Below are 15486 nucleotides of genomic sequence, written 5' to 3'. Positions count from 1 at the left end.
AAAATGAGTTTCAAATTAAAATCAATCGCTTTTCTTTTAGTAACCACCTTGCTGACAGGATGTGTTGCTGCTGTTGTAACTGGAGCTGTTGCTGGCATGGTTTATGACCGACGCGGTGTCATTACCATGGAGGCTGATGCGCGATTATTTCATGTGATTCATAAGGCCATAGTAACAAATCGGCAGTTTAGTGATTCGCGAGTTATTGTGACTAGTTTTAATCGTGCGGTTTTACTTGTAGGCCAAACACCAACAGCTTCTTTACGTGATTTAGCCGAAAAAATAGCCCGAAGTGCTCCAGGTGCACATCGAGTTTATAATGAAATATCAGTTGGTTATCCTATACCGCTTACAGAGCGCTCTAAAGACAGTTTGATAACCAGTCAAGTCCGCAGCAGAATGTTGGCTAAAAAGGGACTTGAGTCCGGATCAATTCGTATTGTGACAGAAAATAAAGTAGTTTATCTCATGGGTATCGTTAACGCACAGCAAGCAGCTCTTGCAGTCGATGCGGCGCGGCGAGTTAATGGTGTGAATAAAGTAGTTAAAATTTTTCAGTATATTCACTAAATGAAATGTTAAAACAAGGATGTTTTGCAGTATTACTTGCTAGTGTTCTATTCTGTTTATATGGCTGTGTAGGCGGCATATGGACTGGCGCTACTATGGTCTACGACAGACATAATGTGTATAAGAAACTGGATGATTACAGCTTAAATATAAAAGTGAATAATGCGATAACTGTCGATAACAAATTCAAAAATAATGGATGTGTTATCGATATCGCCGTGTTCAATGGTGATATTTTAGTCTCCGGACACGTTCCCACGGCTGAAATGAAAGAGAAATTGAGTCAACGATTAGCTAAGGTAAAAGGTTACAGGCGTTTATTTAATCAAGTACAGGTTCGCACTGAAGAGTCCAATTTGATGCTAGATAGCTGGATAACGGCGAAAATTCGCGGGCAAATGTTTGCTGATGATTCGATTGATCCTAATGCATTCAAAATTGTTACTTCAGATCAAGTGGTGTATTTGATGGGAGATGTCCATAAGGAACAAGCTGAAAAAGTAATTAATATGGCAAGAGAAACCAGCGATGTTGTACGTGTGGTAAAAATGCTCAAATATTTTACTTATCAGGATAATTCTGTAGGGTAATCCTAAAAAGAGCGCTTGATTAAAATATCACATACAACCAACCGCCCTTTTTAGGATGTATGTATATTAATGGAAATGCCCCTTATCAGGTCGCTTACGCATTTTCCTTAATTTAAGTTGGCGTAATAATCCCGTGGAGCCGGTTAACTCTTCTTCACTTATATCGTTACCTTGATTACAAGGGTGGGATCTAAAGTGTTGTCGATATTCTAGATGATGTTTGTTATGTTTATGATGTAACCCATCGCTATAACGAGCGAGCATTTTTTGCTGCAGGCTGGCTGCAGTACGTTGGATCTTATCAGGCATGTTCTTTCCTTTTGCGAGGTTAATAAACACTACTTATTACCCGAGTTGCGATAATAAGCTCCACACTTTAATTATAGACGTTAAAATCTAGTGTAATTGGCTTCCGCAGGAAAACTATAAAGGAGAAAATGGATGAATTATTTACATACGATGGTACGAATTTCAAATTTAGAGGAGTCTCTGGATTTTTATTGCAATAAACTGGGCCTGGTTGAAGTCAAACGCACGGAGCATCAGAAAGGCCGATATACTTTGATATATCTAGCATCAACAGATGATTTAGAGCACACAACCCATGCAAATACACCCTTGCTTGAGCTTACTTACAATTGGGATCCCGAAGACTATCAAGAGGGGCGAAATTTTGGTCATTTAGCATACCGGGTGGATGATATCTACGCGACATGTCAACGATTAAAAAATGCAGGGGTAGTAATTAACCGACCACCTAGAGATGGGCATATGGCGTTTATTCGTTCGCCAGATAATATTTCCATCGAGTTGTTGCAAAAAGGTGACCCACTGCCAATACAAGAACCCTGGGTATCAGAGCCGAATGTAGGTCATTGGTAATTAGAAATTTTGTTGGATACAAGACAGGACCGTATATTAGGGAAGGCTCAACTTACCGCCAGACGCAGTGACATTTGCTGGGTATAAAACATAAACCATTGTAGTCTATAATTTAATCATTAAGATTAATTGGTGGTCAATTATGGCTTTAACGATTTATACTTGGAACCATAGTACGAAGGAGTATTCAAAAGGATTGAAAAGAGTAATTGGGCCGAAGTTTTTCGGAGGAAATATGGGACATACTTCGATAGAGTTAACTTGGCCTTCTGATGAAAAAGGAGATAGTCTCGCTACAAAATACGGTAGTATTGATGGAGTCACTATCAGTAAACGAACAGAAATTATTTCTGAAAAACAGGGCGACAGCTATCAACCAAAAGAACAAGTGGTATATTTTGCCTATTTTAGCTGGTGGCCAGGGTATACGAATGGACATCATATCAATAGGTTTCTTGATGATCGAAAATCAGAATGGGAGAATGATCCTGAGGGAAAATTAGAAGCGGAACAAATATTAAAATTATATGGTTCGGAAGAACAACCCATATCTACGAAAACTACAGTCAAAGGATATCTCATATCAAGAAAAGAAGTGACTAAAATAAAAGAACTCGAGCACCCGTCTCTGCTACAGGGCAGACAACTTGAAGATGATCCTGCCTATCAACAATTGAATCAAAAAAAAGTAAATTTAGAAGATGAGCAAAAAATGCTCATGGAGAAACGGGATGAATTTATGAATGAGCTAGAGTCAGCGAGGAAGGAAGGAAGAGAACCCGATTTACAACTTGATTTTACAAAAGAAGACGGAGATCGTGTTGATAGTCTCATGATAGAGTTAAAGTTAGCAACGAAACAACTTGAGGCATGTAAAGAAGATTTTGCTGAGCGGCATAGATCTGTGGGGAAAGAACCAGATGGTGTAATAGAACTCCCAATGGATTATGATAGCCAGCAACCGACGCATAGTTTAGATACAGAACGTGTGCTCGCGCGAATGGTTGCACTATCTAGAAGCAAAAAAGAGTACAATATCCGAACCTTCAATTGCTCAACAGCAGTACATCAAGTGATTGAGTCAGGGCTAAGTGATGAGTTGAAAGAAAAGATAAAGAATGATGGTTTTGATATCAGTATAATATCCAAACCACCCATCGCAAGTCCCACAAGTGTCTATAAATCGAGTACAAAACTAAAAGAGGAATTGTTTAAGCTAAATTTACTATCTGTAGACGTCGAGCAAGAGGACGCAGATAGTCAAATACTTAAAGTGAAATAATTTTAGTAATCACTGAGTGCCCATTCACTGATTGGCTGTATTTGGCTCACTTTGTATGAAAATAAAACTTCGTAAGTCTTACATCTTATTGGATGCCGCTCTTTAAATTAGCGTGGTGATTGTGCATTTCGTCGTAAATTTTAACCGCCATCAAAGATTCAAGTATATCCTCTGAACAGTTATTAACTTTATTGCTTAGATCAGGCATTGCTTATTCATACGCGTTGATTTATAATTCGCGCGGTGAAACTTAGGTGAATATGTGAACAAACAACTAAGTAAGCGCGGAATTGTACGACTATGGTTTGTACAGCTAAGCGTTACATTGGTCTTTGCAGCTTTATGCGCACTAGTATATGGTACTAATGCAGGAAGTTCAGCATTGCTTGGTGGTATGGTTTGTATCGTTCCAAATGCATATTTTGCTAGGAAACTATTTAAGTATCAGGGTGCGCGTTCAGCCAAACAGATAGTAAATAGCTTCTATAAAGGCGAAGCATTAAAGATAGTTATATCCATATTCCTGTTCACTGCGGTGTTTTTGCTATTTAAAATCACACCGTTAGCGTTTTTTGCGTCGTATATTATGATACTGATGACGCATTGGTTTGCCCCGTTGATTATTGTAAATAAACAGAATAGGCCTGAAAGTGACTGAAATGGTATCTAGCACAAACTACATTAAGCATCATTTAACGTATCTTACTTATAACGTTAGTGATATGAAATTGGGTTCGGGTGGTTTCTGGACATTGAATCTTGACACTTTATTTTTCTCAATCGTTTTAGGAATAGTTGTTTGCGGATTAATGTATTTTGGTGCACGCAAAGTGACTACCGGCATTCCGGGTAAGTTACAGAACTTTGCTGAAATCATGCTTCAATTTGCAGATAATCAGGTTAAAGACTGCTTCCATGGCAAAAACAACCTAATTGGGCCATTGGCATTAACCATTTTTCTATGGGTATTCCTGATGAACTTCATGGATATTTTACCTGTAGATATATTACCTGCTCTCGCGCAAACCGGAGGCATCCACTACCTTAAAGTCGTGCCAACAAACGATTTAAACTTAACCTTTGGTTTATCACTTTCTGTATTTATTCTGATTATTTTTTACAGCATTAAGATAAAAGGTGTGAAAAAGTTTATCAAAGAGTTGACTTTACAGCCTTTTAATCATCCTGGATTTATACCTTTTAACTTACTGCTCGAAGTGGTTGGTCTCGTTGCTAAACCAATTTCACTGGCATTACGTTTATTTGGTAACTTATATGCAGGCGAATTGATATTCATATTGATCGCGCTGTTAACCTTAAATGCTGCAACTTCATCAACACTGGCTACTGCGACTTTAGGCTCAGCACAATTTATTTTGGCGCTGGCGTGGTCAATATTCCATATATTGGTGATAACATTGCAAGCATTTATTTTCATGGTGCTAACGATTGTGTATCTTAGTTTGGCACACGAAGATCATTAACCGATTTAATTTTCATCCATTGTAAAGGGGATAAATATGCAAGCCGCTAGTTTAATAGCACAAATTCAGAGTATGACCGTTGTTGCGGTTGCCTTGTTAATTGGTTTGGGTGCATTGGGCACAGCGATAGGATTTGGTTTGCTTGGTGGCAAATTCCTTGAAGGCTCAGCTCGTCAACCAGAAATGGTTCCAATGTTACAAGTAAAAATGTTCATCGTTGCTGGTCTATTAGACGCCGTAACCATGATTGGAGTGGGTATCGCATTGTTCTTTACTTTCGCAAACCCTTTCCTTAGCAACCTGGGTTCTTGATAACACATAATCAGGGCGCCAGGCGCCCTAATTGTTACAGGAGATAAACAGTGGAAATTAATTTAACATTAATTGTACAAATGCTCGTTTTTGCAGCGTTTGTTTTGTTTACCATGAAGTTAGTATGGCCTCCATTAGCAAAGGCAATGGAAGAACGACAAGACAAAATTGCTGATGGTTTAGCTGCTGCAGAACGTGGTCGAAAAGAATTAGAACTAGCTCAGCATCGCGTAAAGGATGAATTAAAACAAGCTAAGGTTCAATCAGCAGACATCATTGAAAAAGCGAATAAGCGTGCTGCGCAAATCATTGAAGAAGCAAAAGAAGCTGCGAAGCATGAAGCGCAAATGCAAGTGAAATTGGCACAAGAGCAATTACTGCAACAAGTCAATCACGCAAAAGATGAATTGCGTAAACAGGTTGCAAACTTGGCAATAACTGGTGCTGAGAAAATTTTGAAGCGCGAAATTGATGCCAAGGTAAATACTGCCTTATTAGATAACTTGATAGAAGAGATTTAAAATGTCTGATAGTACCACCATAGCCAGACCCTATGCTAAAGCAATATTTGAATATGCTTTAGGGGAAAAAAAATTAGCTGAGTGGTCAGCACATTTGAAAAATCTTGCACAAGCTGTGCTGATGCCTGAAGCTGAAAAGTTTATTGCTAATCCAGCAACTACTGTCGCGCAGCATATCGAGTTGTTGCATGCAGCAATCGATGCAAAGTCAAATGAAAATAAGGCATTAAACAATTTAATTACCTTGTTGGCTACAAATAAAAGATTGATACTGCTACCAGATATTTGTGCACTCTATGAAGCACATCGTGCAGAGCAAGAGAAAACTCTGTGTGTTGATGTAAGCAGTTTTTCTGATTTATCAAATGCGCAACAACAGCGATTAATCGAATCATTAAGTCAGCGCTTACAGCGCAAGGTCTCGTTAAAAATCAGTATTGATCCTTCCTTGCTTGGTGGAGCAATAATTCGAGCGGGCGATTTAGTTATAGATGGTTCAGTTCGTGGCAAGCTTAACAAGCTCAGTACAGAATTGGCCGCATAATTTAGAGGATAGTTTCCATGTCAGAACAAGTAGCGTTAAATCCTTCTGAAATCAGTGAATTAATCAGAAAGAAAATAGAACACTTTAGTGTAGTATCTGAGTCACGCAATGAAGGTACTATTGTCAGTTTGAAAGACGGTGTTGTGAGCTTGCATGGCCTTGAAGATGCAATGGCTGGTGAAATGATTGAATTTCCAGGCGGAATTTATGGTCTGGCTCTTAACCTTGAAAGAGACTCGGTAGGCGCGGTTGTTCTTGGTGATTATTCTACTTTAGCTGAAGGTCAAAAAGGTAAATGTACTGGCCGTATTCTTGAAGTTCCAGTTGGGAAAGGACTTTTAGGCCGGGTTGTTGATGCTTTAGGTAATCCAATTGATGGTAAAGGCCCAATCGATGCAGCAGGCATGGCTCCCATTGAAAAAGTTGCTCCTGGTGTTATTGCACGTAAATCAGTAGACCAACCAGTACAAACAGGATTAAAAGCAATCGACGCAATGATTCCAGTTGGACGTGGACAGCGTGAGCTCATCATTGGTGACCGTCAAACAGGAAAAACAGCAATCGCAATTGATGCGATTATTAACCAGAAAGGCACGGGTGTTAAGTGTGTTTATGTAGCAGTCGGACAAAAAGCTTCATCTGTGGCAGCAATAGTACGTAAGCTTGAAGAGCATGGTGCTTTAGAACATACCATCGTCGTAGTTGCCGGTGCATCTGACTCAGCTGCATTACAATTCATCGCACCCTATGCCGGATGCACCATGGGTGAATACTTCATGGAGCGCGGTGAAGATGCATTAATCGTATATGATGACTTAACTAAACAGGCTTGGGCTTATCGACAAATTTCATTATTATTAAGAAGACCACCTGGCCGTGAAGCATATCCTGGTGATATTTTCTATTTGCATTCACGCTTGCTAGAAAGAGCAGCACGAATCAATGCTGATGAAGTAGAAAAATTAACTAATGGCGAAGTTAAAGGAAAAACAGGATCATTGACTGCCTTACCGATTATTGAAACACAAGCTGGTGACGTATCAGCATTCGTTCCAACTAACGTAATTTCGATTACTGACGGTCAGATTTTCCTTGATGTTGATTTATTTAACTCAGGTGTAAGACCAGCGATTAACTCCGGTCTTTCTGTATCACGGGTTGGTGGTGCTGCACAAACAAAAATCATGAAAAAGCTGGGTGGTGGTACTCGTTTGGCACTGGCTCAATTCCGCGAATTGGAAGCGTTCTCTCAATTTGCTTCAGACCTTGATGATGCAACTCGTAAACAGTTAGAGCGCGGTCAGCGCATTACTGAGTTGATGAAACAAAAACAATATTCTCCATTATCTGTTGCAGAAATGGGTACGGCATTGTTTGTTGTTGAAAAAGGTTATTTGGATGATGTACCGGTAAGTGAAGTTGCTGCATTTGAAGCGTCATTGCATGACTATATGCGTACCTCACATCCTGATCTACTACAACTGATCAATGAAGCGGGCGCTTACGATAATGACATTGAAGCAAAATTGAAAAAAGCTGTAGAGGACTTTAAACGTACGGCAAGTTGGTAAGTCAATTTAAGGCGAAGTGATATTATGGCTGGAGCAAAAGAAATCCGTTCGAAAATTTCGAGTATTAATAAGACCCGAAAGATTACTCGTGCGATGGAAATGGTGGCAGCAAGCAAAATGCGTAAAACTCAGGAAAGAATGCGCGCATCTAAACCTTATGCCAGTAAGATCTACGGTGTAGTAAAACATATTGCTCGTGCTCATTCAGAGTACAGACATCCGTTTATGACCCATCGCGAGGTTAACCGTATTGGTCTAATCGTTGTCACTACAGATCGCGGTCTATGCGGTGGTTTAAACGTAAACTTGCTGCGAGAGACAATTCGCACTATTCGTAACTGGAAAGAGCAAGGCAAAGAGGTTGATATTGCTGTTATCGGCCGTAAGGGACAAGCATTTTTTAAACGCGTTGGCAGTAATGTTCTTGGCTCAAAAGACCATCTAGGTGATACGCCAAGTATAAAAGACCTTATCGGTATCGTTAAAGTCATGCTTGATGCGTTTAATAATGGCACCATCGATGCATTGCACGTTGTATATAACGAATTTGTTAACACCATGACTCAGAAGCCTATGGTGAAACAATTACTACCATTGCCAAAATCAGAAGAAGACAGCACAACAATGGGGCATCATTGGGACTACATCTACGAACCTGATGCTAAGGAATTGCTGGATAATCTTTTAGAACGTTATATCGAATTGCAGATTTACCAAGCAGTAGTTGAAAATATTGCTTGTGAACAAGCGGCTAAAATGATTGCAATGAAAAATGCAACTGATAATGCCGGTGATTTGATTAAAGAATTTCAATTGGCTTATAACAAAGCTCGACAAGCTGCAATTACTCAAGAGTTAGCAGAGATTGTCGGTGGCGCAGCCGCTTTATAAGAGGGTATAAAATGAGCTTAGGAACTGTAGTAGAAATTATTGGCGCGGTTGTGGATGTGGAATTCCCCCGTGATAATGTCCCTAAAATCAATGATGCATTGAAACTTGTTGATGGTGATTTGGTTTTCGAAGTACAGCAACAGCTGGGTGATGGTGTAGTTCGTACTATTGCAATGGGAACAACCGAAGGACTTAAGCGTGGTTTAAAAGCTGAAAATACAGCTAATCCTATTCAAGTACCTGTTGGTAAAAAAACCCTGGGTCGAATTATGGATGTTTTGGGTCGTCCTGTTGATGATGCAGGCCCAATCGGTGCAGAAGAGCATTGGTCTATTCATCGCAAGCCACCAAGTTACGAAGAACAAGCAGGCAGTCAAGAATTGCTTGAGACCGGTATTAAAGTTATTGACTTGCTCTGTCCTTTTGCTAAAGGGGGTAAAGTCGGACTGTTCGGTGGTGCCGGTGTGGGCAAGACTGTGAATATGATGGAGTTAATTCGAAACATCGCGATTGAGCATAGCGGATACTCTGTATTTGCGGGTGTTGGTGAGCGTACTCGTGAAGGAAATGACTTCTATCATGAAATGAAAGACTCAAATGTATTGGATAAAGTATCATTGGTTTATGGCCAAATGAATGAGCCACCAGGTAACCGTTTACGAGTTGCATTAACTGGCTTGACCATGGCTGAAAAATTCCGTGATGAAGGCCGTGACGTATTACTATTCATTGACAATATCTATCGATATACCTTGGCAGGGGTTGAAGTATCAGCTCTGTTAGGTCGTATGCCCTCTGCTGTGGGTTATCAACCAACACTTGCTGAAGAAATGGGTATGTTGCAAGAACGTATTACTTCTACTAAGACTGGTTCTATTACTTCAATTCAAGCAGTATACGTACCTGCTGACGATTTAACTGACCCGTCACCAGCAACTACGTTTGCTCACTTGGATGCTACCGTTGTATTGTCGCGACAAATTGCTGAACTAGGAATCTATCCTGCGGTAGATCCTCTGGATTCTACTTCTCGACAATTAGATCCACTAATTGTTGGACAAGAGCACTACGATACAGCACGTCGTGTACAACAAACATTACAACGCTATAAAGAATTAAAAGACATTATTGCGATTCTTGGTATGGACGAATTATCTGAAGAAGATAAACGTGTTGTTACCCGTGCGCGTAAAATCCAAAGATTCTTATCTCAACCATTCTTCGTTGCTGAAGTATTTACTGGTTCTCCAGGAAAATACGTATCGTTAAAAGATACGATTAAAGGCTTCCAAGGTATTCTCGCCGGTGAATACGATGATTTACCTGAGCAGGCATTCTATATGGTTGGTAGCATTGAGGAAGCGGTTGCTAAAGCTAAGACCTTGTGAGGTAGGCAAATATGACTAGAACAACGCACTTAGATATTGTTAGTGCTGAACATGAAATATTCTCTGGTTTAGTAGAAATGGTAGTGGCTACAGGAGAATTAGGCGAAATAGGTATTACAGCCGGTCATGCACCTTTGCTTACAATTCTAAAGCCAGGCGAAGTGAGAATTACTTTGTCTGGTGGCCACCAAGAAATTTACTATGTTCAAGGTGGAATGCTGGAAATACAACCTAACTGTGTGACTATTCTTGCAGATGTGGTTGAACGAGCTGAGCATCTTGATGAAGCCGCTGTTCTGGCTGCTAAAGCTCAAGCTGAGGCGGCAATGGCGAGTAAAGGCGGTGAAATGGATTATTCTGTTGCTGCTGCCGAACTAGCTCGAGCTGTTGCACAAATTCGCGCTATTCAAAAAGTTAGAAAGTCAATTAAATAGTATCAACTCCAATCTTTAATGTTCCCCTCCCTTTTTGTGCAAGAGGGAGGCGATTTTTTAAATCGCTGTAAATATAACTGGTGAAATTAACCGAAGATTTTAATAAATATCGTTATTTGGTTTTGTCACTTTTGATGCTGGAACTCTCTTTAACAGTTTGGATATCAGAATATAAAACGACCTGATTTCGTCCATTATTTTTTGCGAAATATAGTGCCTTATCGGCTGCTTCAATGAGTTCAACCAGGGTGTGACCATGCTCCGGGTAGGAAGAAATTCCAATCGAAATGGTTATGGGGCCAACCTGTTGGGCGCCATATCTTATTTTTAACATGGATACCGAATTCCTGATGCTATCGGCACGCTCTTTAATAGATTTTGGATCTGCATTGAAGAATACGATGACAAATTCTTCCCCGCCGTATCTCGATGCCATATCTTCAATGCGTATATCATCCTGCAATACTTTGCCTACTTCTTTCAAAACAACGTCTCCAGCATCGTGCCCAAAAGTATCATTAATCCGTTTAAAATGGTCCAAATCTAGCATCAAAATTGAAAGAGGGAGTTTTGCACGTTCTGCTTGATGAAGTTGTTTAAATAGAAAGTCTTCTAAATAACGACGATTATACAAACCGGTTAATGGATCTCGGATTGATTGGTAGCGCAGATTTTCCCTTAGACGTACATTAGCATAGGCCAAAGCGATTAATTCCGAGAATGCAGTGATCAAGAGTAGATGATCATCAGAATACAATGTAGTGTCTTCTTGGTTCATCTCAAGAAATAACAATCCATAAATATCATTTTGCGCCATTAGAGGTACACAATGAGACGCTGTCGTTTGTTTATCAGCAATTTTAATATGATCACAAATTAAATCATGATGCGAAGGGCTTATTGTATGAATATGACCTAGGCGAATGGCCCAACAGTGTTCAGGCGTGAAACTGGCTTCTTGTGGGGTGGGATCACCCCAGGAGGCTACACTTTCAAAATAATTTTTTGACGGATGCAGCACATATAAATAACCATTTGCAAAATTAAGCGCGCGTTGACAATATTTGGTAACTACATTATTTAATTCTTCGAGTGTTCCACAAGCAAGTAATATGTCGCTCATTTCAACAAGCAGTGTAATTTGCTTATTTTTATCTTTTAATGCTTGCAGGCCCTTATTAAGGTTTGTATTTAAATCCTTTAGCTCGTCTTGCTCTTTCACCAATTTAGTAATATTACGAACAATATGTACCGCTCCTTTTACTTCATTATTTATATTGATAATGAGGCTTGAGCTGACCTCATAGACATTTCGTTCCTTATTGATCTCCAATTCGACGTTATTTACAAATTCCTCACCGTTTAGAGATTTTTCCCATAATTCCATATAGGGTCTATTTGAACCGGTTACATCAGCAAATGCTTCTTCAAGCGGCATTCCTATGGTAATTGATTTGGTGAATATGCGGCGAAACTCACGATGGTATGCTTCATTAAAGATTATAAATCGACATTCACTATTTACAGCAGCAATCATATCACTTGCACTTTCGAGAATGCTTTGTAATTGTATTTCAATATTTATTCTACGCCGCTCAGCTTTTAGACTGCTTGCCAACTCATAATTTCCTAATAGAAAAGCTGCAATTAAGCCAGTCAGGCTCACAATGCTGCCTATGATGATTATCAAACTAGATTTATGAGCGTTGCTTACTACAATTTGATTTCGCTCATTCAACAATACCATTTCAACTGCATTGATTTCGTCGCCAAGGCCTCTTACTTGATCTGATATTTCTTGTCCTTTATGAACTAAGATCAGGGCTTCCTGGGAACTTAAGCTATTGTGCATTTTGAATTGAATTACTTCATTTATTATTTTCAGTCTCTGATTCACTAAATCAATAAAGTGGGTAACACGTTCATGTTGCTGAGGATTATCTATGGTTAATTGCAGCAGGTCGTTGATTTGTTCAGATAGTTCTTTTGTCACGGTTTTGATGTATTCAAGGTACAGATTATCGTTGGTAATAAGATAGCCCCGTTGATGCGATTCAATATCAACTACAGTGTAAAGTACTTTGTCTGTAGCTTGAGTTACTTGATAACTACGGGTCACCCATTTATTAGACTCTACAAGATCTCGAACCTGTTTGTATGAATAAATGCTGATAATGAGTACCATAATAAACGCCGGTATGGAAATTACGTAAAGAATGTACTTACTTAGGCGAGAATTACTGTAAGTATCTAGGGAACGGCTTGAACTCGTCTTTTCATCCATTAGTTGAACTCCGTAGTCCTTTATTAGGATGCATATTAATACAATTATATATTATTTATTTTGTTTGCTGTGGATGGGAACGAAAATGAGGCATGGGTATGGGTCTAAAATGAATTTTTGTGTTATTTACAACAACTTATTCGAAATATGCTATGATAATACACAAGGTTATCCACAGGTGATCAGATATTTAAAAAACCAAAGATTTTAAAAAATAATTAATTATCAATTGGTTAAATTTATTATACTGCGTTGATTAGAAAAATATACAAAGTTATTCACAATGTATAGGTAGTTTATCTATCTACCAGAACATCCAATTTGTTGAAAATACTTTGCAACAAAGTATCCTAGTGGTTAAATAACGATATAAAACTCATGAATAAAGAAGCAATGAATCAAGTAACAGAACGAAAACCATTAACTGAATTTACCGAAAAGGCTTATCTTGATTATTCAATGTATGTCATTTTGGACAGAGCCTTACCACATATTGCAGATGGATTAAAACCTGTTCAGCGACGCATTATTTATGCAATGTCTGAACTGGGTTTGAAAGCAACCGCCAAATACAAAAAATCAGCACGTACCGTTGGGGATGTATTGGGTAAATTCCATCCACATGGTGACAGTGCCTGTTATGAAGCCATGGTATTAATGGCGCAGCCATTTTCGTACCGTTATCCCTTTGTCGATGGCCAAGGAAACTGGGGTTCTCCTGATGATCCTAAATCCTTTGCCGCAATGCGTTATACGGAAGCTCGGTTATCGCCTTATGCGGAAGTTTTACTTTCAGAGTTATTACAAGGTACGGTAGATTGGGTTGACAATTTTGATGGAACGCTACAAGAACCGGCATTATTACCAGCACGCTTGCCGAATATCTTATTAAATGGTGCAACAGGTATTGCTGTGGGTATGGCTTCAGATATTTTGCCCCATAATTTGACCGAGGTGGCTAATGCTTGTGTTCATTTATTGGATAATCCGCACGCAGATTTAACCGCAATGACCCAATATATCAAAGGCCCTGATTTTCCGACCGAAGCAGAAATCATTACTCCGCCACAAGCCATAGCGAGTATGTATGCGACAGGTAATGGTTCAATTAAAATGCGTGCTGTTTATAGTCAGGAAAAACAAAATATAGTCATCACGGCTTTGCCCTATCAGGTTTCTGGTGCCAAGGTAATAGAGCAAATCGCGTTACAGATGCAGCAGAAAAAACTTCCTATGGTGGAGGATTTACGTGATGAATCCGATCATGAACATCCTACGCGACTGGTTATTATTCCACGTTCAAACCGAGTCGATGCCGAAGGATTGATGTCACATTTATTTGCAACCACAGATTTGGAACGTAGTTATCGAGTTAATTTTAATATGATAGGGCTCGATGGCAGACCAAGAGTAAAAAATTTGCTGGATATTCTGACCGAATGGTTGTCTTATCGATTAACAGTAGTGAAGCGACGATTGGAATATCGTTTGGCAAAAGTGCTCGATCGTATTCATGTTCTTGAAGGCTTACTGATAGCTTATCTGAACATCGATGAAGTCATCGCCATCATTCGTGAACATGAGCAGCCCAAGCAGGGATTAATGGCTCGTTTTAACCTCAGTGATCGCCAGGCAGAAGCCATTTTAGAAATGAAATTGCGTCATTTAGCGAAACTGGAAGAGATAAAGATACGTGGCGAACTGGATGAGCTTTGTGCTGAGCGAGATAACCTGCAAAATATTTTAGCCTCAGAGCAACGATTAAAAACTTTGATTAAAGAAGAAATTATTAGAGACAGGGATGAGTTTGGCGATGCACGTCGTTCACCAATTATTGTGCGACAAGAATCACAAGCATTAAAAGAAGAGGATATTTTACCTAATGAGCCAATTACGGTAGTGCTCTCTAAAAAAGGCTGGGTGAGAGCCGCTAAAGGTTATGATGTAATCGGAAGCGAGTTGAGCTATAAAGCTGGTGATGAATTTAAGGCTCAGGCCATGGCACGTTCAAATCAACAAGTCCTCTTTTTCGATAGCGAGGGCAAAGTTTATTCTTTGCCGGGGCATGTTTTGCCATCAGCTCGAGGACAGGGTGAACCCTTGACTGGGAAGCTTAATCCGGCTGAAGGAGCACTCTTTGAAGCGGTAGTTGGCGGCGAAGCGGAGCAGTTGGTGTTATTGGCATGTGATGCGGGATATGGTTTTATCGCTAAGATTGATGATCTTTACGTAAAAAATCGCAACGGCAAGGCCTGTATCAAGTTGCCTGAATCCAGCCAAATTTTATCACCGCGCGTACTTCCTAAACATGAGGAGTTGTTTGTTGCGTGTGCAACAAGTGCTGGCCGATTACTTATTTTTTCCGCGAAAGAAGTACCTGAGTTATCTCGTGGAAAGGGAAATAAATTAATCAGTATTCCTGCTGCGAAAGCCGCATCACGTGAAGAGTATGTGATTGACTTGCAAGTGCTTTCCGCAGATGATTCCCTCACAGTGCATGCGGGTAAACGTCATTTTACCTTGAAAGGTGCCGATCTGGAGCATTATAAAGGAGAGCGCGGACGACGAGGTAATCGATTGCCACGTGGCTTGCAAAATGTGACCCAATTGCAAGTTAATACCCCAGAATAATCTATAAATTAGATTGTAGCCTGGGGTGAAGTCATCGCAGAAACCGGGTAGTGAATTCTCAGGTTCTACTGCGCTGCATCCAGGCAAATAATGGTGATTCCA

General features: G+C 39.8%; 16 protein-coding genes. 14 read left to right on the top strand and 2 right to left on the bottom strand.

Annotation, left to right across the window (positions count from 1 at the left end):
• Positions 1 to 3: 3 nt before the first annotated feature.
• Positions 4 to 570, top strand: coding sequence for a BON domain-containing protein (locus ELY20_RS07900; RefSeq protein ID WP_110142543.1), 567 nt, complete (start codon positions 4 to 6; stop codon positions 568 to 570).
• Between the two features lie 5 nt (positions 571 to 575).
• A complete protein-coding gene (locus tag ELY20_RS07895) occupies positions 576 to 1160 on the top strand; it encodes a BON domain-containing protein (protein WP_110142544.1) in 585 nt (194 codons plus the stop codon).
• Between the two features lie 66 nt (positions 1161 to 1226).
• Here ELY20_RS07895 and ELY20_RS07890 read toward each other — a convergent pair whose 3' ends face one another.
• Positions 1227 to 1469, bottom strand: coding sequence for a hypothetical protein (locus ELY20_RS07890; RefSeq protein ID WP_110142545.1), 243 nt, complete (start codon positions 1467 to 1469; stop codon positions 1227 to 1229).
• Between the two features lie 132 nt (positions 1470 to 1601).
• Here ELY20_RS07890 and ELY20_RS07885 point away from each other — a divergent pair, with 132 nt between their 5' ends.
• The 11 genes from ELY20_RS07885 to ELY20_RS07835 all read left to right on the top strand — a co-directional run bounded on the left by ELY20_RS07885 (position 1602) and on the right by ELY20_RS07835 (position 10469).
• Positions 1602 to 2042, top strand: a complete 441-nt coding sequence (locus tag ELY20_RS07885; protein WP_110142546.1) for a VOC family protein — start codon at positions 1602 to 1604, stop codon at positions 2040 to 2042.
• A 235-nt stretch (positions 2043 to 2277) separates the two neighbouring features.
• Complete coding sequence (locus ELY20_RS07880) at positions 2278 to 3324, top strand: hypothetical protein (RefSeq protein WP_126955477.1); 1047 nt, start codon at positions 2278 to 2280, stop codon at positions 3322 to 3324.
• Positions 3325 to 3586: 262 nt separating this feature from the next.
• Entirely contained in the window at positions 3587 to 3982 is a 396-nt protein-coding gene (locus tag ELY20_RS07875; protein ID WP_110142548.1) for a F0F1 ATP synthase subunit I, read from the top strand.
• A 1-nt stretch (position 3983) separates the two neighbouring features.
• A complete protein-coding gene (gene atpB, locus ELY20_RS07870) occupies positions 3984 to 4808 on the top strand; it encodes a F0F1 ATP synthase subunit A (protein WP_076547500.1) in 825 nt (274 codons plus the stop codon).
• A 36-nt stretch (positions 4809 to 4844) separates the two neighbouring features.
• On the top strand, positions 4845 to 5120 hold the full coding sequence (gene atpE, locus ELY20_RS07865) for a F0F1 ATP synthase subunit C (protein ID WP_010655291.1): 276 nt from the start codon (positions 4845 to 4847) through the stop codon (positions 5118 to 5120).
• Positions 5121 to 5170: 50 nt separating this feature from the next.
• Positions 5171 to 5641 carry a F0F1 ATP synthase subunit B gene (locus ELY20_RS07860; RefSeq protein WP_110142549.1) on the top strand — a complete coding sequence of 157 codons (471 nt, stop codon included), beginning with the start codon at positions 5171 to 5173 and terminating at the stop codon, positions 5639 to 5641.
• A 1-nt stretch (position 5642) separates the two neighbouring features.
• On the top strand, positions 5643 to 6185 hold the full coding sequence (locus ELY20_RS07855; RefSeq protein WP_110142550.1) for a F0F1 ATP synthase subunit delta: 543 nt from the start codon (positions 5643 to 5645) through the stop codon (positions 6183 to 6185).
• A gap of 17 nt (positions 6186 to 6202) precedes the next feature.
• Positions 6203 to 7756 carry a F0F1 ATP synthase subunit alpha gene (atpA, locus tag ELY20_RS07850; protein ID WP_110142551.1) on the top strand — a complete coding sequence of 518 codons (1554 nt, stop codon included), beginning with the start codon at positions 6203 to 6205 and terminating at the stop codon, positions 7754 to 7756.
• Positions 7757 to 7780: 24 nt separating this feature from the next.
• Positions 7781 to 8647: a F0F1 ATP synthase subunit gamma gene (gene atpG / locus ELY20_RS07845; RefSeq protein WP_110142552.1), complete on the top strand. Its 867-nt coding sequence runs from the start codon at positions 7781 to 7783 to the stop codon at positions 8645 to 8647.
• Between the two features lie 11 nt (positions 8648 to 8658).
• Positions 8659 to 10035, top strand: a complete 1377-nt coding sequence (gene atpD / locus ELY20_RS07840; RefSeq protein ID WP_058469309.1) for a F0F1 ATP synthase subunit beta — start codon at positions 8659 to 8661, stop codon at positions 10033 to 10035.
• An 11-nt stretch (positions 10036 to 10046) separates the two neighbouring features.
• Positions 10047 to 10469, top strand: coding sequence for a F0F1 ATP synthase subunit epsilon (locus tag ELY20_RS07835; protein ID WP_110142553.1), 423 nt, complete (start codon positions 10047 to 10049; stop codon positions 10467 to 10469).
• A gap of 112 nt (positions 10470 to 10581) precedes the next feature.
• Here the strand turns inward: ELY20_RS07835 and ELY20_RS07830 are convergent, their stop codons facing one another.
• Complete coding sequence (locus ELY20_RS07830; protein WP_110142554.1) at positions 10582 to 12753, bottom strand: diguanylate cyclase; 2172 nt, start codon at positions 12751 to 12753, stop codon at positions 10582 to 10584.
• 378 nt (positions 12754 to 13131) lie between these two features.
• On the opposite strand from ELY20_RS07830, the gene parC reads away from it, so the two are divergent.
• The gene (gene parC / locus ELY20_RS07825; RefSeq protein ID WP_110142555.1) at positions 13132 to 15384 is read left to right on the top strand and encodes a DNA topoisomerase IV subunit A; all 2253 of its coding nucleotides are present in this window, start codon (positions 13132 to 13134) and stop codon (positions 15382 to 15384) included.
• Positions 15385 to 15486: the final 102 nt, after the last annotated feature.

The sequence above is a fragment of the Legionella qingyii genome (genome assembly GCF_003990155.1).
Taxonomy (GTDB): Bacteria; Pseudomonadota; Gammaproteobacteria; order Legionellales; family Legionellaceae; genus Legionella; species Legionella qingyii.
The sequence above is the reverse complement of the archived record's forward strand: the minus strand, read 5'-3'. Positions and strand labels throughout refer to the sequence as shown.